General features: G+C 38.7%; 29 protein-coding genes, 1 tRNA gene and 1 pseudogene. 11 read left to right on the top strand and 20 right to left on the bottom strand.

Features of this window, described 5'->3' with window-relative positions:
• The 4 genes and pseudogenes from E0H79_RS07790 to E0H79_RS07805 form a co-directional block, all read right to left on the bottom strand.
• Positions 1-85: pseudogene (locus tag E0H79_RS07790) on the bottom strand (helix-turn-helix domain-containing protein); the annotation flags it as partial.
• A gap of 301 nt (positions 86-386) precedes the next feature.
• Positions 387-2630 (bottom strand): DEAD/DEAH box helicase, encoded by a 2244-nt coding sequence (locus tag E0H79_RS07795; RefSeq protein ID WP_131261318.1) that lies wholly within the window; start codon positions 2628-2630, stop codon positions 387-389.
• Between the two features lie 59 nt (positions 2631-2689).
• Positions 2690-3886: a site-specific integrase gene (locus tag E0H79_RS07800; protein WP_131261319.1), complete on the bottom strand. Its 1197-nt coding sequence runs from the start codon at positions 3884-3886 to the stop codon at positions 2690-2692.
• A 113-nt stretch (positions 3887-3999) separates the two neighbouring features.
• Positions 4000-4743: a hypothetical protein gene (locus E0H79_RS07805; protein ID WP_131261320.1), complete on the bottom strand. Its 744-nt coding sequence runs from the start codon at positions 4741-4743 to the stop codon at positions 4000-4002.
• A 290-nt stretch (positions 4744-5033) separates the two neighbouring features.
• Here E0H79_RS07805 and E0H79_RS07810 point away from each other — a divergent pair, with 290 nt between their 5' ends.
• Complete coding sequence (locus E0H79_RS07810; RefSeq protein ID WP_131261321.1) at positions 5034-5507, top strand: hypothetical protein; 474 nt, start codon at positions 5034-5036, stop codon at positions 5505-5507.
• 109 nt (positions 5508-5616) lie between these two features.
• Here the strand turns inward: E0H79_RS07810 and E0H79_RS07815 are convergent, their stop codons facing one another.
• The 6 genes from E0H79_RS07815 to E0H79_RS07840 form a co-directional block, all read right to left on the bottom strand.
• Entirely contained in the window at positions 5617-5895 is a 279-nt protein-coding gene (locus tag E0H79_RS07815; RefSeq protein ID WP_032011975.1) for a hypothetical protein, read from the bottom strand.
• A gap of 59 nt (positions 5896-5954) precedes the next feature.
• Entirely contained in the window at positions 5955-6296 is a 342-nt protein-coding gene (locus tag E0H79_RS07820; protein WP_131261322.1) for a hypothetical protein, read from the bottom strand.
• Positions 6271-6840: a hypothetical protein gene (locus E0H79_RS07825; RefSeq protein WP_131261323.1), complete on the bottom strand. Its 570-nt coding sequence runs from the start codon at positions 6838-6840 to the stop codon at positions 6271-6273. The genes E0H79_RS07820 and E0H79_RS07825 overlap by 26 nt, the downstream gene beginning before the upstream one ends.
• Positions 6841-6914: 74 nt before the next feature.
• Complete coding sequence (locus E0H79_RS07830; protein ID WP_131261324.1) at positions 6915-7364, bottom strand: hypothetical protein; 450 nt, start codon at positions 7362-7364, stop codon at positions 6915-6917.
• Between the two features lie 27 nt (positions 7365-7391).
• The gene (locus E0H79_RS07835; protein WP_131261325.1) at positions 7392-7694 is read right to left on the bottom strand and encodes a hypothetical protein; all 303 of its coding nucleotides are present in this window, start codon (positions 7692-7694) and stop codon (positions 7392-7394) included.
• A 19-nt stretch (positions 7695-7713) separates the two neighbouring features.
• Positions 7714-8229: a hypothetical protein gene (locus E0H79_RS07840; RefSeq protein ID WP_032011980.1), complete on the bottom strand. Its 516-nt coding sequence runs from the start codon at positions 8227-8229 to the stop codon at positions 7714-7716.
• Between the two features lie 114 nt (positions 8230-8343).
• On the opposite strand from E0H79_RS07840, the gene E0H79_RS07845 reads away from it, so the two are divergent.
• Complete coding sequence (locus E0H79_RS07845) at positions 8344-8598, top strand: helix-turn-helix domain-containing protein (protein WP_032011982.1); 255 nt, start codon at positions 8344-8346, stop codon at positions 8596-8598.
• 4 nt (positions 8599-8602) lie between these two features.
• Here E0H79_RS07845 and E0H79_RS07850 read toward each other — a convergent pair whose 3' ends face one another.
• The 5 genes from E0H79_RS07850 to E0H79_RS15265 all read right to left on the bottom strand — a co-directional run bounded on the left by E0H79_RS07850 (position 8603) and on the right by E0H79_RS15265 (position 10802).
• Entirely contained in the window at positions 8603-8824 is a 222-nt protein-coding gene (locus E0H79_RS07850) for a helix-turn-helix domain-containing protein (protein ID WP_131261326.1), read from the bottom strand.
• A gap of 12 nt (positions 8825-8836) precedes the next feature.
• Complete coding sequence (locus E0H79_RS15260; RefSeq protein ID WP_165382332.1) at positions 8837-8995, bottom strand: hypothetical protein; 159 nt, start codon at positions 8993-8995, stop codon at positions 8837-8839.
• A gap of 70 nt (positions 8996-9065) precedes the next feature.
• A complete protein-coding gene (locus E0H79_RS07855) occupies positions 9066-10031 on the bottom strand; it encodes a hypothetical protein (protein WP_131261327.1) in 966 nt (321 codons plus the stop codon).
• A gap of 412 nt (positions 10032-10443) precedes the next feature.
• Positions 10444-10520 (bottom strand) — tRNA-Ile (locus E0H79_RS07860).
• 138 nt (positions 10521-10658) lie between these two features.
• Entirely contained in the window at positions 10659-10802 is a 144-nt protein-coding gene (locus E0H79_RS15265; RefSeq protein ID WP_154320842.1) for a hypothetical protein, read from the bottom strand.
• A gap of 306 nt (positions 10803-11108) precedes the next feature.
• Between E0H79_RS15265 and E0H79_RS07865 the strand changes: the two genes are divergently transcribed.
• Complete coding sequence (locus E0H79_RS07865) at positions 11109-11687, top strand: 1-acyl-sn-glycerol-3-phosphate acyltransferase (protein WP_131261328.1); 579 nt, start codon at positions 11109-11111, stop codon at positions 11685-11687.
• A gap of 99 nt (positions 11688-11786) precedes the next feature.
• Positions 11787-12536: a YebC/PmpR family DNA-binding transcriptional regulator gene (locus E0H79_RS07870; protein ID WP_070155957.1), complete on the top strand. Its 750-nt coding sequence runs from the start codon at positions 11787-11789 to the stop codon at positions 12534-12536.
• Positions 12537-12621: 85 nt separating this feature from the next.
• Here E0H79_RS07870 and E0H79_RS07875 read toward each other — a convergent pair whose 3' ends face one another.
• The gene (locus E0H79_RS07875; RefSeq protein WP_004971430.1) at positions 12622-13092 is read right to left on the bottom strand and encodes an Lrp/AsnC family transcriptional regulator; all 471 of its coding nucleotides are present in this window, start codon (positions 13090-13092) and stop codon (positions 12622-12624) included.
• 488 nt (positions 13093-13580) lie between these two features.
• Here E0H79_RS07875 and E0H79_RS07880 point away from each other — a divergent pair, with 488 nt between their 5' ends.
• A complete protein-coding gene (locus E0H79_RS07880) occupies positions 13581-14768 on the top strand; it encodes a hypothetical protein (RefSeq protein WP_218946623.1) in 1188 nt (395 codons plus the stop codon).
• 79 nt (positions 14769-14847) lie between these two features.
• On the opposite strand, the gene E0H79_RS07885 is transcribed toward E0H79_RS07880, so the two are convergent.
• Complete coding sequence (locus E0H79_RS07885) at positions 14848-15612, bottom strand: glutathione S-transferase family protein (protein WP_096902290.1); 765 nt, start codon at positions 15610-15612, stop codon at positions 14848-14850.
• 268 nt (positions 15613-15880) lie between these two features.
• Here E0H79_RS07885 and ychF point away from each other — a divergent pair, with 268 nt between their 5' ends.
• Positions 15881-16972, top strand: coding sequence for a redox-regulated ATPase YchF (ychF, locus tag E0H79_RS07890; protein WP_004971435.1), 1092 nt, complete (start codon positions 15881-15883; stop codon positions 16970-16972).
• Positions 16973-17099: 127 nt separating this feature from the next.
• Here the strand turns inward: ychF and E0H79_RS07895 are convergent, their stop codons facing one another.
• A complete protein-coding gene (locus E0H79_RS07895; protein ID WP_026438320.1) occupies positions 17100-17591 on the bottom strand; it encodes a hypothetical protein in 492 nt (163 codons plus the stop codon).
• Positions 17592-17710: 119 nt separating this feature from the next.
• Here E0H79_RS07895 and E0H79_RS07900 point away from each other — a divergent pair, with 119 nt between their 5' ends.
• The 5 genes from E0H79_RS07900 (at position 17711) to dapC (ending at position 24075) form a co-directional block, all read left to right on the top strand.
• Entirely contained in the window at positions 17711-18448 is a 738-nt protein-coding gene (locus E0H79_RS07900) for an AzlC family ABC transporter permease (protein WP_171062558.1), read from the top strand.
• A complete protein-coding gene (gene ygaH / locus E0H79_RS07905) occupies positions 18445-18792 on the top strand; it encodes an L-valine transporter subunit YgaH (protein WP_004971441.1) in 348 nt (115 codons plus the stop codon). Before E0H79_RS07900 ends, ygaH begins: the two co-directional genes overlap by 4 nt.
• A gap of 181 nt (positions 18793-18973) precedes the next feature.
• Positions 18974-20191 (top strand): formate-dependent phosphoribosylglycinamide formyltransferase, encoded by a 1218-nt coding sequence (purT, locus tag E0H79_RS07910; RefSeq protein ID WP_096902292.1) that lies wholly within the window; start codon positions 18974-18976, stop codon positions 20189-20191.
• 27 nt (positions 20192-20218) lie between these two features.
• Complete coding sequence (gene glnD / locus E0H79_RS07915) at positions 20219-22885, top strand: [protein-PII] uridylyltransferase (RefSeq protein ID WP_131261330.1); 2667 nt, start codon at positions 20219-20221, stop codon at positions 22883-22885.
• A gap of 20 nt (positions 22886-22905) precedes the next feature.
• A complete protein-coding gene (gene dapC, locus E0H79_RS07920; protein WP_096902293.1) occupies positions 22906-24075 on the top strand; it encodes a succinyldiaminopimelate transaminase in 1170 nt (389 codons plus the stop codon).
• Between the two features lie 73 nt (positions 24076-24148).
• Here the strand turns inward: dapC and E0H79_RS07925 are convergent, their stop codons facing one another.
• Both E0H79_RS07925 and msrB read right to left on the bottom strand, forming a co-directional pair.
• Complete coding sequence (locus tag E0H79_RS07925; protein WP_096902294.1) at positions 24149-24628, bottom strand: glutathione peroxidase; 480 nt, start codon at positions 24626-24628, stop codon at positions 24149-24151.
• Positions 24625-25044 carry a peptide-methionine (R)-S-oxide reductase MsrB gene (gene msrB, locus E0H79_RS07930; RefSeq protein WP_096902313.1) on the bottom strand — a complete coding sequence of 140 codons (420 nt, stop codon included), beginning with the start codon at positions 25042-25044 and terminating at the stop codon, positions 24625-24627. Before msrB ends, E0H79_RS07925 begins: the two co-directional genes overlap by 4 nt.
• Positions 25045-25131: the final 87 nt, after the last annotated feature.

Here is a 25131-nt window from a genome sequence, read left to right on the forward strand (position 1 = left end):
CACGCCAATGTTTTGCATGCTTGGCCAGAAAAATGAGTCGTTCTCGCTGTTCTAAACTAAGTGGTACAGAAACAATTCGAGGCATGTGTGAACATCTGTTAACTAAAAAAACTTTTTCGCATGATTAGTTATTTTTGTCAACTTAAATGATAAAAATAACAAAACTCCCCCTAATGCTTTCCACACAATACGATGGAACATAATATACTCCCAAAATTTTCCATCACTAGAAAAAAATCCCCCCACAAAAATTCTGCTACATCGTGCAGAAATAAGTTACTTTCAGATAGAGCCTCCTATGAAAGCGTGAGAGCTGAAAGTAACTTATTTGTGGACATTGGCCTATGCGAAAGTTGGAATCAAGTTAAGAAGCTGATTTGGCCAACTTAAGCAAACAATTCATCGACCTCTTCCTGAGTAGCCTTACGTATCATATTGGTCGCACCTGTATAAGCATCATAGGTTTTACCATCCATAATAAATGGCTCTTTAGGCGCAAGATGTTTGCTTTGCCAATCTTTTAGATGCAAATATTCAAAACCACCTAGAGCAATCCCTTGAAACTCAAGATAGCGTCGTTCAGGCTTGTTTTTGTTACGATCTTTGACATCAAAATATGTTGCAAGATAGTTAAGTGCTTTGCTTTCTTCGATTTCAAATGAATCAGAAATAGGATCATGAGTCATCCCCTTAATAAGATAAGCTTTAATGATGGATTTCATTGGAAGGTTTGTCTGTTTCTGCACAGCCTTTATAGTACTACACAGCAATTTACTTGCTTGTGGTCCTTTCAGTTGGTACTGATTGGTTAAGTATCTTTCGGGATTAAGCTTGTAAAACTTATGAGTTAGATTCCGCACAAACTCATTGTCTTTATATGCAGCAGTTACTTTAACAATCTCATTAAATCTTTTTTGAGTAAGGATCTGATGAATATCATGTATATTGCCAATATGCTGAGCTAAATAGACAGTTTCATTCAGAATCTGCGCAACTTTATCAGGATAAGCTAGTTGATCATTATAGTAATAGGCTAAATTATCAATGTAATCCTCATCTTGCTGTTTATGCTCGATAAACTTAGTAGAGAATTGTTTTAAAGATTCAGGTTTTTGATGACCTTTCTGAAAGTTTTCAAGGAATATTTTGAGCGCAGGGTTAATACTTTCAGCATAAGCCTTGTCAGCATTAACTTTTTGCTCATCAAAAAAATGAGTGATATTACTAGGTGTAGCTGTTGTATCTTCGCAGAATTGAATTTTACAGTTCGGCAAGAATTGCTTAATACGCCACACCATATATTCATAGCTACTATAAAAGTAGCTTGTGTCAATTAAATACAAGGCTGAAACAAGACTGGCCGTATTCTGAATTGATTTACCTTGATATACGGCAAAAAGTTTACAATCAAACCAATCTTTGAAACTTTCATTCATTCGATTGACTTTATCATAAATGCTTGGTTTTTCATTGTCTTGGAAATCAAACTTATAGTCTTCAGCTAAACTTGCTAATGCATGAGCAATATCATTGACACGAGTAATAAAGTCATCCAAGCGTTTTTGGTGCTTACGGTGTAGTTTTTCAGGGTCTTGATCAGATCTAGTCAAACCAGTGTGCAATAAGATGTGGCAAGGTACATTTGCAATGCGCAATCGACCAATAAATTGTACCAATTCTTCAACATGAGCCTGTTTACCTAAAACAAATACTGAATCAATTTCAATCTCAGGATTATTCAGATTGACAGCTTCATCCATGATTGAGGTTGTAAATACGATATCTACACCAGTTGGAATTTTTTGTGTTTCAAAAATCTCTTTAACATCTGCTAAACCTTTGGTTTTACTATGTACCACAATACAGTTAAGTTTATAGCGTTGCTCAAAGTATTGCTTAAAGCTCTCGCATTTATCCCTAGAGTTGACACGTACAATAATTGTTTTTCCGCATTTTCCTTTTGATGAATCCGATGATTTGATTAGTTCTCTAACTTTCTGCTCAATTATAGCGATTGCTGTGTATTGGTCCCCATTTGGTAAAGAGGTAACACGGATATCACGCACAGGAGGATTTTTATGCTTCACAAAAATTTCTTGATCAATCTCTATTTTAAGCTGATCAAATAGCTCTGTCGTTTTAGTTGCAGTTAAGAATAAGCTTGTTGGAATCGAACGTTTTTGTAGATGCCAAATTATAGGCGTTAAAGCCTCATCCCTAAATGAACCAGCAGAATATAATTTATGAGCTTCATCAATGACGAGTAGAGCTTCTTTCTTTTGAGAATTACTCAGTAATTGAAAGATTTTATCGGATTTGTCATAGGTCGCAACAATGGCACCTTTGAATTTACGAATAGTTTCATCAGGATTTTCATTTGAACAAAAAAACAAATACTCAGAAATAATATTGGTTTTTCCTGAATATTCGTGTTGTAACTCCATAACTTTAGCTTGAGTAGGCACTAGAATGAGTACTAGTTTAAATCGAGCTTTTAACTCCTCCATAGTGAGAGTCGTCTTTCCTGCACCCGTTGGAGCAACTAAGAAAGTAGATTGATTCGGTTCGACTTCAATACCAATTGAAGCTAAATATTGGCCAATGCTGAGCTGTAAGGTGGTTTTAGACATGAGAACTCCTTAGAGCATATCGATTTGCGATATGCCCTGACAATTTTAAAAATTAAGATTTAGATATTTGGACGAGCGCTGTTGATACGTTCAGCGAGCATTTCAGAGGCATTACGTAACGTATCTTGGCGAAGATGTGCATAACGCTGAGTCGTAGTTGGAGAAGCGTGGCCTAACAAATGTTGAACCACATAAATGTCACAACCATTGTTTACGGCCATACTGGCAAAGTTGTGGCGTAAATCGTGGATACGAAAGTTTTCGATCTGAGCAGCTTCTAGAATTTTCTGAAAAGTTTTGCGTATATCATTAAAAGGTAGTCCAGTTTTCGGATTGGCAAACACATACAGATACTTTCGTGACATCTTGCGAATCACTTGCTGAGCTTCGCTATTGAGCTGAATGATGCGCGGTTTACCTGATTTATTCTCATTGAGCTTCCAAAGATGGTTGTTCTCATCTAAATCACTCCATTTGAGATTCAACACTTCACCTTTGCGAGCTCCAGTCAATAACAGCATTTCCACAATACCAACAATGATTTGGTTATCGATGTCATGAGCGTGATGATTGGCTAGAACATGCATTAAACGTTTTAACTCATCATCACTGAGATAACGTTCAATCTGATTCTGTTCAACCAGTTTTTTTACACGGCTCATCGGAGACTGCTCGATGATCTCGCGTTCAAAAGCCACATTGAACATGCTACTTAATAGTGCTCGTGTTCGATTGACTGTTGCGTTGGCACGATCTTCGGTTTTGATTTCAAGCATCAAATCACTGAGCATTGCTGCTGTAATCTGATTCAACTGGATATTGCCTAAAGTGGGTTCAATGTGATTCTTGAACCTTGAAACATCATCCTTCCAAGACTTTTTATTTAACTTCGCCATAGGCATGTAGACCTTATAAAAGAAATCTGCAAGCTTAGGGATATTTTCAATACGTGCTTTCTCCTCAAGAGGATTAATACCTTTACTCAGCATAATTTGGTAGCTATCTACAAGACTAATTGCTTGCTGTACGGAAAATTCTGGATATTTACCTAATGTCGTGCTGATCTTTTTTCCCTTAAAGACAGCTCTGAACATAAAAGTCTTACTTGCATTAGAAATAACAACTTTTAGTCCTTTCACGTTGGGAACCGAGATTTCGACTTTGGATTTATTCTCTGGTAGCGTGAGTTGTTCGATATTGAAGAACTGTGACAGCCCAAAATTCGTTGATGATTTAAGTGGGAAAGGTGTGTTCATATGGCTCTCTTTGTAGAAAAAAGGCGCACTTACCCCTGATCATGAGACCATGTTTCAGAGAATCAGAAAATAAGTGCGTTTAGATAGTTAAGCTAGGCCGATGAAATTACGACTTAGAAGAAAGGTCTTGAGCTGTCATCTAGCTGCTCAAAAGTAGTTGGTGTATTGAGTTTACGAGCATTTTCAGGGGCGATGCTTTCATCAAAAAACTTGTAAACCAATTTAGTAATAAGGTTGTTGGCTTCATCAAACAAATAAAGACCAAACCCGAATACAGAATCGTTACACATATCACTCGCGTAATTTGTGCTTTGTAGATAAACGATTTTCGCTGGCTTCAATCTGGACAAAGTCAATTCTAAAGAATCAAGAGAGTCAGGAATGCTTTGACTTGATGAGTTGCAAGAGCCACTACACCAGATTGATTTATCTTTGGCTTCATTAACTTTCAATAAGCCAATGTTATTTTTCACAACATATTGTGTGGCAAGATGCCAATAAGCATTAAATAAAAATTCACAGAATTTAGAATCTGCAATTTTATCCTTTTCAACAATAATATTGCATTCCGCATTAACTTTATCAAACTCATTTTTCTCTTGAATATTAGTCAATGATTCATCTAATTTTAAAATCTGAGATTGATCAATTTCTCGCTCGTTAAAATAAGCCTGTACTTTACTGAATTCAATTCGTTCTTGAATATCAAGAACGTTATCAAAATCATCGTAATTAATAGAGTCATCATAAATATCAAAATGTGAATCATTTTGAAAAACATCGTTTTCGCATTGATCTAAAGAAGCAACAAAATCAGTTTGGCCTTGATCATTTGTATTTGCATCGAATGTAGTCATGTTCATTTACCTATGTAGTTTAGAAATTTTTAACGACAGCTATAAACTGCGCTAATTACTTGAGGTGGAATCTGAGGCATTTTTTGCTCCCTGTGCTCACCCGCCAAATAAGAATAGCAAAACGGTCATTGAAAACAAGCCTTAATTTAACTTAAGTATTTGTAATTAAACATTTTATTGTGTTTATACCATCCATTCTCATTCGATATGTCCTAAGGATTGGTGCTTACAAAGTACCACTTTTCAGGTAAAATATAGGTGAATCAAGTGCTCATTTATTAATCAATTTCATGAAGAAAATATATTTCCCAAAGAATATCTATGATGCTTTACAAGAGAATCCTGAGATTTCTATCGCTGAGATACAGCAAGTAAATAAATGCCATCAATCGACTGCATATCGCTATAAAAGTAATTTTGAGTTTGCAATAAAAAATCCAGACAAGGTTTTAATTCATCACAAAATTAACAAGGTGAAAATTGAAAATTGGCGACAATTAAATAACCAACAGGAACATCTAAATTTATTTTTGAGTTTTACTTTAAATAATGATGGTTTTGATTCAACACCTGATTTACGCGAAAGATTTTATAAGGAATATTCAAAATATAAAAATCAGACCAACCGAACATTTAATCGTTATTTTAAAAAATTTCGTGATGAAGTTAATATGTCACAGTACAAATTAAAAATCGTTCAATCTTCAGTTAGACTTCAAGGTTTTTATACTGAAGAAAATACAGATTTTAAACCTAAGGACTAGTAGAACGTCCGACAGGTTATTTGTGTAAAGCATCATTGGTTGTCTCACTTAAAACGATACAAAATCACCCCAAGGCCAGAACGGTCTTGGGGTCTATTTTACGGTTAAGTCAGTAGTCACTTGGCATCAAGAATGTCGTTAAAGAACGATCAGCTTCCGTGATGATCCAAATTTTATCTTCAGCTATCGAATAGCTAGAGAATATCCGAGTGTCATTAATTAATGCTTCCTCATTTGATTCTTTGTCTTCATCTTCTAAATCGCCCCAATCACCCGTTTGATGACGATAAAGTAATTGGAGTAAATCAGTTTGATGTTTCTCTGCAAAAGCCAAAGCATTGGGTGTAGACACAACTTGACCCAAAGCGAATAGTCGTTGCCTTGTCATAAATAAGTCTCACATAAAAATTAATAGAAAATTGTGTGGGTGGTGGTCTGTGAAGAGGTTTAGATTTGATTGATTTTATGGCGCTCTAAAATCTCAGTCGGTACATAGATCAAAATGCCTTCATTGTCGTTCAGCATGATATACACCTCATACCAATCATGCTTTTTCTCAACAAATTCAACTTCACCTAATGACAGTTTTTCAGATAGGCTGAAACTGAGCTCAGGAAAAGGCTCAGTTAAATCATTGTCATCTTCACAAATAACAAACCACCCATACAGGGTGGCTTGATAAGGTTCATCATACTGATGTTCGAGTGTCTGCATGTGCAGTGAAATACTTGCTCGAATTGAATCATCTGATACTTGCTGTAAGTCAGATTGGCTCTTGATGTACTGCATTTTCATCCCCCACATTGGCTAAGACATCTGAGTCATCAATCTGAGTTGATTGTTGATTCTTTGGTTTAGGACCGCGTTTCCCACTTGCAGGTTTAATATCATGAGAAGGTTCAGAGGGTGATGAACTTTGTTGTACAGCATCATCAAATGAAAGTGGCCAAAGTTCATATTCATTATTTACTTCAAGTAATCGTGCAGTTTGTGGATGCAGTCGGATTACACCTTGATCAACTAAAGCAGCTCCTAGAAAACTTGCATTGTTGACTGACTTGCCTACGAATAATTCTTTCAATGCAACAGCATGGAATGGCTTTGCTGAGTGATAAAGCTTCTGTAAGGTTAAAATGATCTGCTCAACTTTGATCAATTCTGTACTGAATCCACCTGATGATTCATTTTCACTTAGGGCGATACCAAAGCTTTGATCGTCATTATCTTGCCAGAGTTGATATTTAAGCTGACCTTTAGCTCTGTCCGATAACTTATTACAACTCCATGTTTTAATGAGAGTCTGGTTCATTTTGTCAAAAATTCTTGGTTGCATAATGGCTTCCTTTAAGTATAAAAAATCCCGATGTACTGCAAGAGCACATCGGGACCTAAATTTAAAATTGTGGGTTAGAACATTGCTTCACATGCAGCGATATGTTTCGCTACAGATTTGATGCTTTGTTGATTAGGGGTAAATGTTGTGACCTTTTTATTGTTTAGGTACACATCAATTTTTTTGGCTTTAGAAATTCCTTGTGAAAGTTCATACCAAGCATTTGCACCATTGCGCCACTTAGTAGAAGCAGATGCAGCCACTTTGGTTTTTCCATCCAATAAGAAAGTTAAAGGATATTTGGAATCAGAGTTTGCATAGCTATTCTTCGGTGTTTGGAAGCGTACAGAATGATCAAACATATCTCCCGCACCCTCGTTGCAAGTCACCCAAAGCGTATTGCCCTTGACATCTTGAATTGAATATTCAGAGAAGCCTTGAGCATAGTCAGATTGCCATACATTCGGTGCTGCATAAGTGAATCCAGTAACAGCCAATAATGCTACAAACAGTATTTTTTTCATAAATAATCCTATTCTTTTGAAGAGCTTTTACTTCTTCACGCATGGTTGAATGCTTTGAATGTACTGACCATCATTGGTATCTTTGAAAAATCCGTTTTTAGATTGAATCTGTAGACATTGACCCTTTTTAAATGGTTTCATTTGCTTTGCTACTTTGTCTGATAGCATATAAGCATTCAATATAACTTCACCTTTGGTTGTTTGGATAATTATTGCTTCACCACTAAAAACGATGTTCTTTTTAAGAATGACTTGTTCAGTCTTTGCTAATGCGACATTAGAAATAGCTAAACCTGCTAAAAGGCAGAATAGAAGTTTGATATTTTTCATAAATGATTCCTATATCTAATTAATTCACTTGACGGTAAATACAGTCATTCCAAGGGGGCGTATTTTCACGATATTTTGAGCAAGCCATGACTGCTCGCTCTAAACCGCCTAGTGTTTGTCCATAGGCATCAATATCGGAGATAGATACGTCACCTTGTTTCTTGGTCTGTTGACTTGCATACTTACGTTGAGCTTCCGCTTGTTCAGCTTGATGTTGTTGCTGTCTCAATTGCTGAGCTTTGAGTTCTTGTTGCTTTAACAATAAATATTCCTCTTTGCTGCTAAAGTCAGAAAAGCCAACAACTTCTCCATTCTCGTTATATTGCAATGCTCGCCAAACAGTGACTCCTTTTTCTGTGACAGGAATAATCCCATCAGGAGATTTCAATATACGTTCAGCCATTGCTTGCTGTTGCTGCGTTTGATATGACACAACTAGATCATTGGCAGAGTTTGCTGCACGTTGTATATCAGGATTACCTGATAACGTTGCTACCGCTGTTAAAGCGGAGCTGACTAGGTTAGAAAACCCCATACAATTTCCTTTAAATATGATTATAAAGTAATAGCTTAAGCTCAACTTACGAGTTCAAATCAACACATTGTACCTGTTTTGGGTACATTGAGGCAATGTGTCGATAATATGCCCATGACAACAAGCATCTATACAAATGAAGTGAAGGCTTTGACGAACTGGTTGAAGCAAGCACGACAGGACCAAAAATTTTCTATGCGCGCATTAGCAGAACGCATGGATAAACCACACTCGTTTGTTCAGAAAGTTGAACAAGGTGAACGACGTTTAGACGTGGTTGAATATGTTTGGTATTGCCGTAAGCTAGGTGTGAATCCACAAGATGGATTGCTTTTGATTGAACAGATGCTCTTAGAGTCTCAAGACTGAGCGTCTAGATTGAGGTTAGATTTGATTGAATCAGTTCAATTCCGTGATTAGGGTTAATGTCTAAAGCCTTACAGTAGAATAAATACTCCACAACATCCAACTGATATTTTCCGCTTTCTACATCCTGAACATAGGTAAATGGTTTATTTAACCGATCTGCCAATTGTTCCAAACTGAGATTTTTTGCCTGACGTTGCTTAGTCAACCATTGTTGCAAGATAATCATCGATTTCCCCATTCAAATAAACACAAGAGCAACAGCACAAAGCTTTGTTGGTAAGTCTGTCTTTTTATCATTGCAGACACGAATCGCTTTGGCTATAGATTTACATTGGGGATGTGGAAGAGTCTCGATGACTTTAGATACAGATTCGAGTTTTGGATAGTGCTTTTTCATGGTCACTCCTTTATTGGTTAAAGACCATGAAGATAATATATGCTTAAAATTTATATAAATACAATAAATATCAAACATTTAAAAGTTCATGAATGTTATTTTTAGAGTGCTGGCATAATGTATAAACATGAAAAGTTGAGCCTATGTCTTCTGGTGTTAAATAGAATTGACGATCCAACCCTTTATTTTCATAAAAATATAATAATGAAAGTATATCTAATAAGATAAAAAGGCGTATACAGTTTTCTTTAGTTGCAAACGGTGAGTCGTTTAACAGATGTGCTGCTAAGTGTCTGTTAAAATTTGAATATGCATTTCCTTGATCCGAAGGTTTATAAAAATGATTCGTGAGAATACTTAGAGCCGCTTTTGAATAAATTTCGTAAAATAATACATTCCCTGGGCATGGTTGACGTACATGGAAATTTTCAAAAAATTTTCTATAGTCTTCGAATTCAGGTTTTTTCCCATTACCGTTATATCCCATCCAACGTAAAAGAGTCCCCTCTATAACTGGCACTAGTGTGAGAAATGAAGAGATATAGTTCTGACTATAATATGAAAGGACAGAAGCTTCTATTATTCTAGAAAACGCATTGAATGGGAAATCTTCAAATCTACCTTTTTTCTGTAATGATCTCCATCTAGGCTCCATCGTTAAGTTGCCTAAATAATCACTTATTTTGTGCTCATTTTTAGGAATGTCTTGACTTAAATCCATAATGGTTCTTAGATCGTGTTTCGTTACTTGTGTTGTTATGCATAATGCATGCTCAATTAACTTACCGTTTAAATCTAATATTTCCTTAATCTCGTCAAGATTTGTACACGCAACATTAGGTGATCTAGCATCTATCTCTCTTTGCTTTCGTTGTTCTTGATAATAATTTTTATATGCTAATTTACTGACCCGAAACCATTCAGATTCATCATTATTAGTCAATTCTTTTTTTATTTGATCAATTGGCTGCTTATCACTAAGTATTCGATGAACTACAATTTTTGCTTTTTCTTTAGATTTAAGTGCTTTAATCATTAGCTATATTTTCAGAACGACTTTAATTCTGATTGTACATGTAATTATGATGCACTCCAATTCTAGAGCAGATCAAGTTGTTTATTAAAAACTCCCCATACCTCAATCAGAAATCCCCTATGCAGATAGGGGGAAAAGGTCAAACAACAAAAAGTCCAAATTCCCCCAAGCCTTTTCGTTTTCCACACGCTTTACGCCTCGATGACCTAGATCGCAGAAGATTCATCTTCATCGTAGATCGAGTGGAAAGCCGAAGTGCTAGAAAACGTTAAGTGGGGGATAAATTTACATGTGGGATACAGACCAACGGACTATCAAACGGATGGACCACAAAATAGACCGAAAAATCCGATGGTCTAAAAACAACAGGTAATAAAAAACCCCATAAATCAATGATCTAAGAGGTTTAATATGGTGGGCCCACCCAGACTTGAACTGGGGACCAACGGATTATGAGTCCGCTGCTCTAACCGACTGAGCTATAGGCCCTATAATTGAATTTGTTATATTTCAACAAGTTCAAGCGCAAAGAATACTAGCGAAGATTTTTTAAAAACACAAGCCATTTTCAGAAATTGCTGTATAGATAGTCAGCAGACGAATTTGATTATTATTGAAATATAAAAACTACACCTTCACTTTCCGAAACATTGCCCGATGCAACTTTAAACGCTTCTCTTTACGCACTTCTAAAAACAACTCAAACATTGACCATACCAAGACCAATAACAACACAGTCAATGCCACAAGAAAAGTCGTCAAATAAGCCACTTTAGTATCCTTCCATGATGCGTGGAATAGTGAAATGATGAATAGAATCATAGCTAATTACGACCAAAGTCTAATGATTTACAAATCATTTGAATAGTGCATTTTTGCTCAATTTAAGACTTAATTTCTCTCAATTCATATATTTTTAATATTAAAAACAAAGTATTTAGAGTTAAAACCAATAAAAGATATAACGCTATATCAACTGCATCACTTGAGATTGCTATATTTCAAACAATTTTCTGTTGACTCTTATATAAAACAAGCAGAAATTATGCATTTCCAGATTCATCAGCTGTTAAATCTATGTTGAAAAAATTTATAGGCGAGTCCGCATTCAAACTTGCAGGATGGCAATATCAGGTAGAACCCAACATCCTCGAAAATAAACAAGTGATCGTCGGTTTTGAACACACCTCAATGATGGATGCAATCCTCTCGCTTGCTCTGTTCCAAATTTATGATATTAAAATTCATACTTTAATCAAAAAAGAGCTTTTTAAAGGGCCACTTAAACCTATTTTAGAAAAAGTCGGCGGTATTCCAGTAGACCGTAAATCTAACAAAGATATTGTGTCGCAAATGGTCGAACTTTTTGATCAAAATGAACATTTCAATTTGGTCATCGCACCCGAAGCAACTCGCGCAAAAACAGGTGAAGCCCGCAAGCCAATTCGTACAGGTTTTTGGCATATTGCCAAAGCAGCCAATGTGCCTATCGTTTTAATGTATGCCAACTCACAAACCAAACAAGGTGGGATTTTTGGCAAAATCTATCCGACAGATTTAGATCACGATATGGCACTTATCCAACAATTATATAAAGAACAAGTGGGCTTAGATATTGTCATTCCTGAGCCAAAAACAACTCAAAGCAACACTTAAAAAACCTAAAACTCTGCCCTTTATCTAAAAAAAGGGCTTATGTTAGAATGGGCGCAATTTTGATAGGCATACTGCCAATCTGTAAGGAGCATAGTTCGCATGGCGGGTCATTCCAAGTGGGCCAACATTAAGCATCGTAAAGCCAAACAAGATGCTAGTCGTGGTAAGTTGTTTACCAAATTTATTCGTGAATTAACAACTGCTGCAAAGCTCGGCGGTCCAGATGCGGCAAGTAACCCTCGTTTACGTGCTGTTGTGGAAAAAGCACTTTCAGTTAACATGACACGTGACGTCATTAACCGTGCCATCCAGCGTGGTGCAGGCGGTGAAGATAACGACGATCTTAAAGAAGTAACCTATGAAGGTTATGGTGTAGGTGGTGTTGCGGTTATTGTAGAAACCATGACAGACAACTTAAACCGCACCGTGCCAGATGTACGTCACTGTTTCTCTAAAACTGACGGTAACTTAGGCACCAATGGTTCTGTAGCATTCCTATTCACCAAACGTGGTGAAATTTCATTTGAAGATTCATCTTTAGAAGATCAAGTGATGGAAGTGGCTTTAGAAGCTGGCGCAGAAGATATTGAAGTGTCTGAAGATGGCATTTTGGTTATTACTACGCCAGAAGCTTTTGGTATAGTTCAAGATGCGCTAACAGCAGCAGGTTTGAAATCTGACAATGCTGAAGTGGTTATGAGTCCATCGACCAAAGCAGAAATTACAGACATCGATCAAGCGAAAAAAATTATGAAAATGATTGATATGCTTGAAGATTTAGATGATGTTCAAAACGTATATACCAACGTTGAATTCTCTGATGAAGTTTTAGCACAATTAGACGCATAATCGGTCTAACTGCAATTCCTAAAAACGCACGTTCTCGTGCGTTTTTTTATAGATCCAGTCAAAATAATTCTAAGATTCTAATAAATTAAACTTTATTTAATAAACCATGACAGTTTAAAACATCATATTCTTTAATCACAAAGCTAGAATGCAAACCTGCCACATGCTCAATTTTACCAATCCGTTTTAATAAAATTTCGCTGTAATTTTCCATATCTCGTGCCACAACCTCTACAATAAAATCTGCAGTCTGTCCTGTCACCAAAAATGCACGTATCACTTCAGGAATGCTTTCCAATTCATCCAAAAATTTGGCAAAAATATCGGTATCGTGTTTGCTCAAAGACACCTGCAACAACACATGCAAACTAAAGCCCAGTTTTTGATAATTAATTTCACGCTTTAAACCTGAAATAATTTTATGATCGATCAGACTTTTAATACGGCGATGCACCGAACTTACCGACAGATTAACCCGCTCGGAAAGTTCATTCAAATTGACATCTTCATTGCTTAAAATTTCTAAAATATGCTTATCGTAGCGATCTAATTCCATTTTCAAGCACTCAATCTAATCTGATAAAATTTAAACTCATGCTGCCATTATACTTAAATTATTTTGCAGACTAAGCATCTTTATCGAAAATTATTTTCCATTATTAAAGCAAAATGTTTATGATTCAACAGATCACCGCTTATCGTTTTGAACAACTTAACAGACAAACGGAACAGCTTTCTAATTTATTGATTTTCAAATTTTTAAATTTAAAAAACTCAACAAAACAACGAATCTACTCATACATTTTCACAATCCCGACCGTCTATCTTTTACAAGTGTATAGAAATGTATTAAAACAGATGCGCTCGACAATAAGCACAATGCAGCACAACAAAACCAATAAAAATACAAGGAATCGTCATGGCTTTTAAATCTCTAAGCTTGCTGAAAATAAAATTAGCTCTGTATTTACCGTAGAAACTCAGACCAGCTCTTTATTCGATGGACTCTTAAGTGGTGGCTCTTTAAGCAATACCTTTTCTGGTTTGCTTGGCAGCCTGACTAGTTCGACCTCGACCACACCTACCCTAGATTCTTTATTAAAAAGTTTACTCTCTGGCAGCAGCTTAGATAGTTCTAGCCTAACCAATCTAATCAGCCAATTTTCAAGCTCGAATACCAACTTAGATATCACCAGTTTAATTAGCAAACTGACACAATCCAATGGCGGTAGCTTCGATATTGCTTCCATCACCAATTTACTCAGCGGCATGATTGACAGCAATGCAGGTGATTTAGATATTACGAAACTCACCCAATTAGTGAGTGGGTTAATCGGTGGTAATACGGGTAATCTTGATATTGCTCAAATTACTCAATTGGTCAGCGGTTTGATTTTGGGTAATAGTGACCTCGATATGGCCGCAATCACACAACTGGTTGGTGGTTTAATTGGCGGCAATACTGGCAGTTTAGGCGGTATGGATTTTGGTGCTATCGCTGAACTGGTGGGTGGTTTAATCCAAGGCAATGGCGATCTTGATATTGCTCAAATTGCTCAACTGGTTAGTGGCTTGATTGGTGGCAACATCGGTGGAGGTTTAGGCGGTCTAGATATCGCAGTGATTGCTGAACTTGTAGGCGGTTTAATCCAAGGCAATGGCGATCTTGATATTGCGCAAATTGCTCAACTGGCAAGCGGCTTGATTGGCAGCAATATCGGTGGCGGTTTAGGCGGTATGGATATCGCGGTCATTGCTGAATTAGTAGGCGGTTTAATGCAAGGCAATGGCGATCTTGATATTGCACAAATTGCGCAACTGGCAAGCGGCTTAATTGGCGGTAACATCGGTGGTGATTTAGGTGGTCTAGATATCGCTGCTCTAGAACCAATTCTTGCGTTGCTTAATCCTGAAGGTCAGCTTGCAAGTGACTTTGATCTAGGTGGTTTATTAAATAATCTGACTGGAGATACAACTGGTGGTTTCAGCTTAGATGGCTTGAGTGATGGTTTTGACAACTTAATTTCTGGTTCAGATTTTAACATCAGCGACTTACTGCAAGGTGCGTCATCTACAACCAGTTCAGAGATCAATATTGATAGCTTAGTCCCTGCATTAGGCGATGCATTTGGCAATTTAACTGGTGGCACATCAGACACTCAATTTGATTTAGCTACCCTGCCAAATTTGGTACAGACTTTTGATTTGAATAACTTAAATTCTTTGTTCTAATCCTTGGTTTTAGGTTTTTATACATCAGTATCCAAAAAATACGCGCAGATTGCGCGTATTTTATCTGAGGCGATAACATTTAAATACCGCGCCAATCTACACGTGCATTACGCTCAGTTTGATAAATACGAGAAACATATTGCCCTAAAGGTAAATCCAGCAAATATTTTTTATAATCTTTAAATTCTTCAGAAATCACTTCATCATGTTCTTTTTCCCACGGCGTTCCAGAAATTTCCAAAATAGGTGCAAGCATCGAACACACTGAAATATCGGCTAAACCTAAACGCTCACCCACAAAATAACGCCCGTAATTATCAATCAAATGCTGATTTAAAATGACAATTAATTCATCCATCCGCTGTTTGGATTCTGCAACTTTATCTTGATCGAGCTGATAGCCCTTAGACACCAAGGCTTTAATAATTGGCTTGGAATATTTAGAAAATTGACGCAAATAGCCTTTTTCGCCAATTAAAATTTCCAAAGGTTCTTCACTTTCAGATAATGCATGCGCCAACCCCCATCGACGCACATGCTGCCCCAATTCATCAGCCAAAGTATTTATGGCCAACGCATGTTTATATTGTTCGGCATCACTGCGTAACAAGGCATGTTCGGGGTAAATATCATCTAGATATAAAGCAATTTGAGTCGAATCTGCTATCCAGCGGTCTTGATCACGTAAAATAGGTAATTTATTTTGCCCTGTTTTTAATTGGGCAAAAGCGCGATGCACGCCTGGAATTAAGTTTTGCGCATCATAATCTAACTCTTTATGATCCAATAACCAGCGAGCTTTCTCACAAAAATGAGACAAAGGAAACTGGTATAAGATGCGCATAAAATCTCCATATTTAAAATTTTGATATCCAAAGCAGTATCAATACTGTGCTTGTCATACTTTAGTCATAGCCTCTTATAATTACAATGTACTTTTTATTCAAAATTCAGGCGAAACAGTCAGCAATTCAAAATCAATTCCGAAAAGAAATTCAACGTACAGCATCAAGCACGCTAGATTGGAGAAACATCTGTCCGATGACCTGACTTTATCTGCCCTTTCATGTAAAATCGTGCCTAATTTTTAAATAACACGTTGTGAGTTATTCATGGGTTTTAATTGTGGTATTGTGGGCCTGCCAAACGTTGGTAAATCTACGCTTTTTAATGCTTTAACCAAAGCTGCAATTGCAGCGGAAAACTTCCCGTTCTGTACCATTGAGCCAAATACAGGCATTGTACCTGTGCCAGATTCACGTTTGGACAAATTGGCGGAAATCGTAAATCCGCAACGTGTATTACCCACCACGATGGAATTTGTGGATATTGCAGGTTTGGTTGCAGGTGCATCTAAAGGTGAAGGTTTAGGTAACCAATTCCTTGCCAACATTCGTGAAACTGATGCGATTGCGCATGTAGTTCGTTGCTTTGAAGATGAAAACGTCATTCACGTAAATGGTAAGATTGACCCATTAGATGACATTGCAACCATCAATACCGAACTTGCGTTGGCCGATTTAGAAACGGTGAGCAAAGCCATTACACGCTTAGCAAAATCTGCCAAAGGTGGCGATAAAGAAGCCGTAGCGACCAAAGCCGTTTTAGAAAAAATCCAACCTTTACTGGATGATGGCAAGCCTGCACGTGCAGCCAATTTAGATGACGATGAACGCAAATTGGTTCGTGGTTTTGGTTTATTAACCTTAAAACCAACCATGTATATTGCGAACGTGGCAGAAGATGGCTTTGAAAACAACCCGCACTTAGATGCAGTCAAAAAACTTGCTGCAGAAGAAAATGCGATTGTGGTGCCTTTATGCAACCAAATTGAAGCCGAAATTTCATTACTTGAAGATGAAGACCGTGCAGAATTCCTAGAAGCTCTTGGTATGGAAGAACCAGGGCTGAACGTAGTGATTCGTGCAGGTTATGCGCTGTTAGGTCTGCAAACTTACTTTACTGCAGGCGTACAAGAAGTCCGCGCGTGGACAGTGAAAGTAGGTGCAACTGCACCACAAGCAGCAGGCGTAATTCACACTGACTTTGAAAAAGGCTTTATCCGCGCAGAATGTATTGCTTATGAGGATTTCGTACAATACAACGGCGAAGCAGGTGCAAAAGAAGCAGGTAAATGGCGCTTGGAAGGTAAAACTTATATCGTACAAGACGGTGATGTTTTACACTTCCGTTTTAATGTTTAATTGTTTTTATGTTTAGTTTTAGAACAATGCTTACAGCCGAGCATTGATTCAATAAAAAAACCTCGATGTAAGCATCGAGGTTTTTTTATAGGCGATTCTGCATCACATCAATGCAAAATAATCTCAACTAAGACTGCACCACATTGCCCTTTTGTTTCGGGTCGGTATTACCCAATTCAGGATGCGCCAAAGCATCGGCACATTGTTTTTTATCACGTTCATAATCGGCTTGTTTTTGTGCAAGACTGCTTGAACTGTCAATCGTCGCACGTGCCCAAATTTCCAAACTGGTCAAGGCCTTACGACACAGCGCATATTTCCCTTCCGTTACAGAGTCGGTCATTTTGACATTAATACGCCAGTCGGTACTTAATTTACGGGCAGGTTTGCGGACTTTATCTTCAATTAAGTTACGCTGTTTACGATACACGTACGGCTCAACTTCATTCATTAATTCCCACGCGGCTTGCGCATACACAGTCGCATCATTGGTGAGTTTTGGCGCAGGCTTAATTTCTACTGTTTTTTGCGGGTTGTTGTCATTGCTACACGCTTGCAATAACAGGCTACTGCATAACATTGAAGCAAGCAGGATTACAGGTGTTTTCAATTTCAACATATCGGTTCGCCCATACAAACAATTCGGCATCATGCTAATGAATTCAAGTATAATACACAATCTTCATTTGACCCATCGTTCAACTTTCTCCCACAAGGTGTGTCGTGTCCGTACACAATATTCAAACTGCGCCCGCAGCAAGTTTTTGGCAAGGTGCAAAAGATAGTCAGGCGATTATTTTCACCTATCTGCCTGTTTCTTTTGCTTTTGGTGTTTCTGCAACTCAATTCGGCTTTAGCGCATGGGAAGCCTTATTTTTATCTTGCTCGATGTATGCAGGGGCGAGTCAATTTTTAGTCGTTGCCTTATTGGGCAGTGGAACTTCAATCTGGATGACCGCATTAACGGTAATCGCCTTGGATATTCGACATTTACTTTACGGCCCGGCCTTACAAAACCTGATTCAAGATCGTTTAAACCTCAAAAAAACTGCAATTTGGTCATGGGGTCTGACCGATGAAGTTTTTGCCTCAGGCATGATTAAACTGTCACAGCGCCGTCAGGAATGGTCTGAATCATGGATGCTTGGACTGAGTTTATTTAGTTGGTTGTCTTGGGCATTAGGCTCTTTGTTAGGCGGATTATTTGCCGATCAAGTCACTAAAATGCCACAGTTTTTGCAAGCGGCGCTCGACTTTTTACTGCCCGCTTTATTCCTTAGCTTCTTATTGGCAGCATTTGAAAAGAAACACACCTTTGTCGTGGGAATCACCATTCTAGTATCTGCCGTAGCTTGTTATTTTATTGACTTATCTGCTGCAATTTTTATTGGGATTTCTTCAGGTATTTTGGCGGGATTATTTAAACACTATGTTTTAAAACAACCCGACCCTGAACATACAGGAGCAAAATCATGAGTTTAGAAATTATTTTGGTCGGTATTATGGTCGGTATCGCAAACTTCGCCTCACGTTTTGGGCCATTTTTTGTGATTCAAAAGTTTCAACAAGGCTCACAGCAACGTGGTGCTTTATGGCTTAAAATCGCTTTGGGCAGCATTGGTATAGCCGCAATTAGCTCTATGCTCGTGGTTGCAACCTTGCCACCTTTGCTTGAAACACCCAATAAAAGTTTTGCGATGTTGATTGGCTTTTTAGTGCTCACAGGTTTGTATTTTAAGTTTAAGAAAATCGTACCTGCAACGCTTACCGCAGCCATCACCTATGGTTTAATTTATACCTATGTGCCATTTTCGTTCTAATGTTGCTGAAATTTAGAGGTTGGATCGCCCAAATGAGCTATTTCAGGATTCAGCCCTAATTACTATAAAGCACTGAATGCAATACAACGAGATGACAAAATCATGATTTTATTGCAAACAGGGCTTAACTCATGGAACAGTTCTGCTATGCTAAAAGCCCACTTTAGCAAGGACGATTCACATGAGCGTGACCATTGGTACTCCCCTTCAATCTTCTGCTTTCAAGGTTTTGCTATTGGGTTCAGGGGAACTCGGTAAAGAGGTGGTAATTTCACTGCAACGCTTAGGCGTAGAAGTACATGCCGCCGATCGCTACGACAATGCGCCAGCCATGCAAGTCGCACATTATGCTTATACTTTAAACATGGCAGATGCCACAGAATTAAAACAACTGATTGAAAAAATTAAACCTAATTTAATTGTGCCTGAAATTGAGGCGATTGCGACATCAGTTTTACTTGAAATTGAAGCGCAAAATATTGCAACAGTGATTCCATCTGCCAAAGCGGTAAATTTGACCATGAACCGTGAAGGCATACGTCGTTTAGCTGCGGAAGAATTAGGTTTGCCGACATCCGCTTATCGCTTTGCCAATTCACTCGAATCTTTCCGCGCTGCATGTGATGACATTGGTTATCCAAACTTTGTGAAGCCTGTGATGTCATCTTCAGGCAAGGGACAATCGCGTGTCACCTGCTTTGATGAAGTTGATGCAGCTTGGGAATATGCCCAGACTGGCGGACGCGTCAATCAAGGCACTGTGATTGTTGAATCACAAATTGACTTCGATTTTGAAATTACCTTATTAACCGTACGTGCTAAAAATCCAGAAACTGGTGCGATTGAAACTTCATATTGCGACCCAATTGGTCACCGTCAAGATGCAGGCGACTATGTAGAAAGCTGGCAACCTCAAGCCATGAGTGATGCTGCCTTGACTGAAGCCAAACGAATTGCACACAAAGTGACTACTGCCTTAGGTGGTTGCGGTATTTTTGGTGTAGAGCTGTTTGTGAAAGGCGATAAAGTCTGGTTCAGTGAAGTCTCTCCACGTCCACACGACACAGGTTTGGTGACATTGGCTTCACAATTCCAAAGTGAATTCGAATTACATGCCCGCGCGATTTTAGGCTTACCTGTCAATACCACACGCCATAGCGTTGCAGCCAGTGCAGTGATTTATGCAGGTGTCGATGCAACAAATCTTTCATTTTCTGGCCTGAATCTTGCATTAGCACATCCCGATACAGATTTACGTTTATTTGGCAAACCTGAAGGTTTTGAACGTCGTCGTATGGGCGTTGCCACTGCGCGAGCAGAAACCACAGAGCAAGCGCGTGAGCTAGCTCAGCAGACTGCGGACACTGTTCGTGTTCATTTAAACGAAAATCAAAATTAAGCTCGTCATTGCATAACGGAATTGTCCATGATCATTACATTACCCTTGCTGAATTATGTAAAAAGCAACCATGACATTCAGGCCATTAACCAATGGCGCACCGATGTCGAAAATCAGCTACAACAATGTTTTGAAAATGGACAATCCATTCGTGAAGTGATTTTGGCGCGTTCTAACCTGATTGATGAAGCGCTCACTTTCTTATGGCAACATGCTGAATTAGACAAAACCGATTTAAGCCTATTTGCGGTAGGTGGCTATGGGCGCAAAGAAATGCTGCCCTATTCAGATGTCGATATTATGGTGTTATCGGAAGATGCAATTACAGCAGAACAAGAACAACTTATTTCGACCTTTATTTCGTCTTTATGGGATGTTGGCAACTTCAAACCTGCCACCAGCGTGCGGACTATTCAAGACTGTGTGATTCAGGCAACCAGTGATTTAACTGTTGCAACTGCCTTGATTGAAGCGCGTTTAATTACAGGAAATCAGCAGCTTGCCAAATGGCCGCGTCGTATTGTTTCGCAGACTTGGACAGATAAAACCTTTTTTGATGCCAAAATGGAGGAGCAAAGCAAGCGTTACGCGCAGCACAATGACACCGAAAGTAATTTAGAACCCGATATTAAAAATGCTCCGGGCGGTATTCGTGACATCAACCAAATTGGCTGGATTGCCAAACGCCATTTTCGCGTCAATCGTATTTACGACTTGGTGCATTTAGGTTTTATTTCAGAATTTGAATTGGGTGTACTCGAAGAAGCCGAAAGCTTTTTATGGGAAATCCGTCATCATCTCCATCGTTTAACCAAACGTGATGAAAACCGTTTATTGTTTGATTATCAACGAGATATTGCAGCAACTTTTGGCTATGTTCGAGAAGAAGGTAAACCGCAAAATTACCCGATTGAACAATTTATGAAGCGTTATTATCGCTCTGCACAGCAAGTTTCCACTTTAAATGAAATGTTGCTGGCCTATTTTAATGAGTCGGTCATTACCCCGCGTTTGCCTAATTATGAACGTAACATTGAAGAAATTAATGAAAATTTTAAACTGGTCGATGGCAAACTTGCCGTGCAGCACCACAAAATTTTCTCAGAAAAACCAAGCGCAATTTTAGAAATTTTCTATTTATTGGCCAATCGTCCTGAAATTGAAGGAATTCGCGCACGAACACTGCGCCTGCTGACACTTGCAGCCAAGCGTATTGACCAAAGTTTCCGTGATGATCCAACGCATCAAGCGCTGTTTATGGCAATTTTGCGCTCACCGCACCGCTTGTATAATACCTTGGTGACTATGAAACGCTTAGGTGTATTGGGCAATTACATCCCCGCTTTTGGTCAAATTACAGGTTTAATGCAATACGACTTATTCCATATTTATACAGTCGATGCGCACATTTTACTATTACTCCGCAATTTAAGCCGCTTCAAAGAACCTGAATTTGTGAAAGATTTTCCTGTGGTCAGCTCGGTATTTCAACGTTTAGCCCGTCGTGACATTATTTATTTGGCTGCGATTTTCCATGATATTGCTAAAGGTCGTCGTGGTGATCACAGTGAACTTGGTGCGATAGATGCTATCGAGTTTTGCCGTAAACACGGATTTACTGAACGTGAATGTAACCTTGTGGCATGGTTAGTCAAAAATCACTTGTTGATGTCAGTCACAGCACAGAAAAAAGATATTTCTGACCCCGATGTGGTCAAGGAATTTGCCGAAAAAATGGGAGATATGGAGCATTTAGATTATCTCTATACCTTAACGGTTGCTGATATTAATGCGACTAATCCAACACTCTGGAACTCATGGCGTGCATCCTTAATGCGCCAACTTTATACGCAAGCGCGTGATGTCATTCGCTCAGGACTTGGGCGTCCCGTCGATTATCAAATGCTGATTGAAGACACCAAATTTGCTGCCAGCGAATTACTGGTCAATGATTTTGAACTCAGTGCTGTTGAAAAAGTCTGGCAAGAACTGGGCGATGAATACTTTATTAAAGAATCTGCCGATGAAATTGCATGGCATACCCGCGCGATTTTGGAGCATGGCGATAATCCTGCACCATTAGTGCTCATGCGCGCGCACCGAAAATCAGCACAAGACGCAGTACAAATCTTTATTTACACGCAAGACCAACCCAACCTATTTGCCACAACTGTCGCTATTTTAGACCGCATGAACCTTGACGTTCAGGATGCACGAATTATTACTGCGACCAAAGCCTTTAGTTTGGATACTTACGTGGTCTTAGACCGTTTTGGCACACTCTTAACAGACCCTGAACGTGAAGAAATGGTGGTTGAGGCTTTAGTGAATGCCTTGAGCCAGTCAGATAAATATCCGGGTCTGATGCAACGCCGCATTCCGCGTCAATTACGTCATTTTGACATTGAAAATACAGTAGAAGTGACTTTCAATGCAGCGCTGAATCAAAACATGGTCGAAATTGCCACACTAGATCATCCCGGGTTACTCGCCAAAATTGGCGGCTTGTTTATGATGCAAGGCTTAGATATTCACTCCGCCAAAATTGCCACCCTGGGCGAACGTGCCGAAGATATTTTCTTCGTCACCAAAAAAGATGGCAACCCAATGACAAAGTCTGAAGCAGATACCTTTGCCATCCAGCTCAAAGCTGCTTTAGATGAGGCCTCTAATCAGGTCTGTGGTCAACATTAACTTCAATTTACGGAACATCCATGAACTCAAGTTTGTCCTTATTACATCCTTACCCTTTTGAAAAGCTAAACAAACTATTTCAGGACGTACAACCTGCAAATTTGCCGTTAATTCCACTGTCTATTGGCGAACCTAAACATCCTGCACCTGAATTTGTCAAACAAGCCATTATTGATAATTTTCAGCATTTATCGACTTATCCGAACAGCAAAGGTCTGCCTGAATTACGTCACAGCATTGCCCATTGGCTGACACAACGCTTTCATTTAAAACAAGTTAACCCAGACACTCAAGTTCTCCCCGTTTCAGGTACACGTGAAGCGATTTTTTCCTTCGTACAAGCATTGATTCGACGTGAAGATGCACCCTATGTAGTGATGCCCAATCCGTTTTATCAAATTTATGAAGGGGCAACTTTATTGGCAGGTGCCCAACCTTATTTCATCAATTGCACCGAAGACAATAATTACTTGGGTGATTTTGATGCCGTACCTGCAGAAGTCTGGGAAAAAACCGCTTTATTATTTGTCTGCACACCAGGAAATCCAACGGGTGCTGTCCTTTCAAAAGAACAATTTAAAAAGCTAATAGCTTTGTCAGATCAATATAATTTTGTCATTGCATCTGATGAATGTTATTCGGAATTATGGTTTGACCAAGCTCCTACAGGTTTACTGGAAGTCTGTGCCGAACTTGGACGCGATGACTACAAAAACTGCATCGTATTCCATTCTTTGTCTAAACGCTCAAACTTACCCGGCATGCGTTCAGGCTTTGTTGCGGGCGATGCCAACTTATTAAAACCTTATTTGCAATATCGTACCTATCATGGTGCGGCAATGCCTGTTCAACATCAATTGGCATCTATTGCAGCTTGGGATGATGAACAGCACGTTGAAGATAATCGTCAACAATATCGCGCCAAGTTTGAATTATTTCAAATGGAACTTGGGCATTTACTGCCATTAAAAAAACCAGATGCAGGTTTTTATTACTGGCTCAAAGTCGATCATGATGAAAACTTTGCCAAAATGTTGATGGAAAAAACCCATATTAAAGTGCTACCAGGGCGATATTTATCTCGTGAAACCGCACAAGGTAACCCGGGTGAAAACCATGTTCGCTTAGCTTTGGTTGCAGATTTGGCGCAATGTGAACAAGTAATTCAACGTCTTAAAGCGATTTTATAAGTTAATGATTTCAATTAAATTTAAGGCGATCATCTGATCGCCTTAATTATCTTACTTGCACAAGCGCAAGCCTTTATCGTAAAGCCTTTTCAATTTCCGCCTGCAAATCTTCAGGTTTTGTGGTCGGAGCAAAACGGTTCAACACCTTGCCATCTTTGCCAATTAAAAACTTGGTGAAATTCCATTTAATTCCGTTGCCCAAAATACCTTTACTGTTATTGGTCAGGTAACGGAAAATCGCATGTGCTTCAGGACCTTTCACATCAATTTTGCTAAACATTGGAAAACTGACACCATAGTTTTTTTGGCAGAAGCTCCCAATTTGCTCATTGGAGCCTGGATCTTGCCCACCAAACTGATTGCACGGAAAGCCCAAAACTTCCAGACCTTGGTCTTTATATTGTTGGTATAACTTTTCCAAACCCGCAAATTGAGGCGTAAAACCACACTTGCTGGCTGTATTTACAATCAACAAAACCTTCCCTTCATAATCGCTAAAGGCTTTATTTTGTCCATCTAACAACTCAGCTTCAAACTGATAAATGTTGGTCATGGATAATTTCCCTCATCATTTTTTTCTTGTGTTTTGAGTTCTAAAGAAGCCGAATTGACACAATAGCGCAATCCTGTTGGCTGTGGACCATCATCAAAAACATGCCCTAAATGTGCGTCACAATGATGACAAACAATCTCAGTACGCTGCATGCCGTGCGAACCATCCTGATGTTCTTCAATCACCCCAGGCTGGATTGGACGATAGAAACTTGGCCAACCGCTACCGCTGTCATATTTTGTTTCAGATGAGAATAGCGCTGTACCGCAACAACGACAGGTATAAATCCCCTCTTGTTTAGTATTCCAATATCTCCCCGTAAAAGCAGGCTCCGTGCCTTTTTGACGTGTAATCCGAAATTCCTCTGGTGATAACTCTCTTTGCCATTCTCGGTCTGTTTTATTGAGTTTTCCCATCACTAACTCCTTTAAATCTTTGACATTCAGTGTCATGCTTCAGTACTTCCATTTTTACGCTAGACCTTGCAAAATATCTAGCTAAAT

The organism is Acinetobacter sp. ANC 5045 (genome assembly GCF_004331005.1).
In the GTDB taxonomy this organism is placed as follows: Bacteria; Pseudomonadota; Gammaproteobacteria; order Pseudomonadales; family Moraxellaceae; genus Acinetobacter; species Acinetobacter towneri.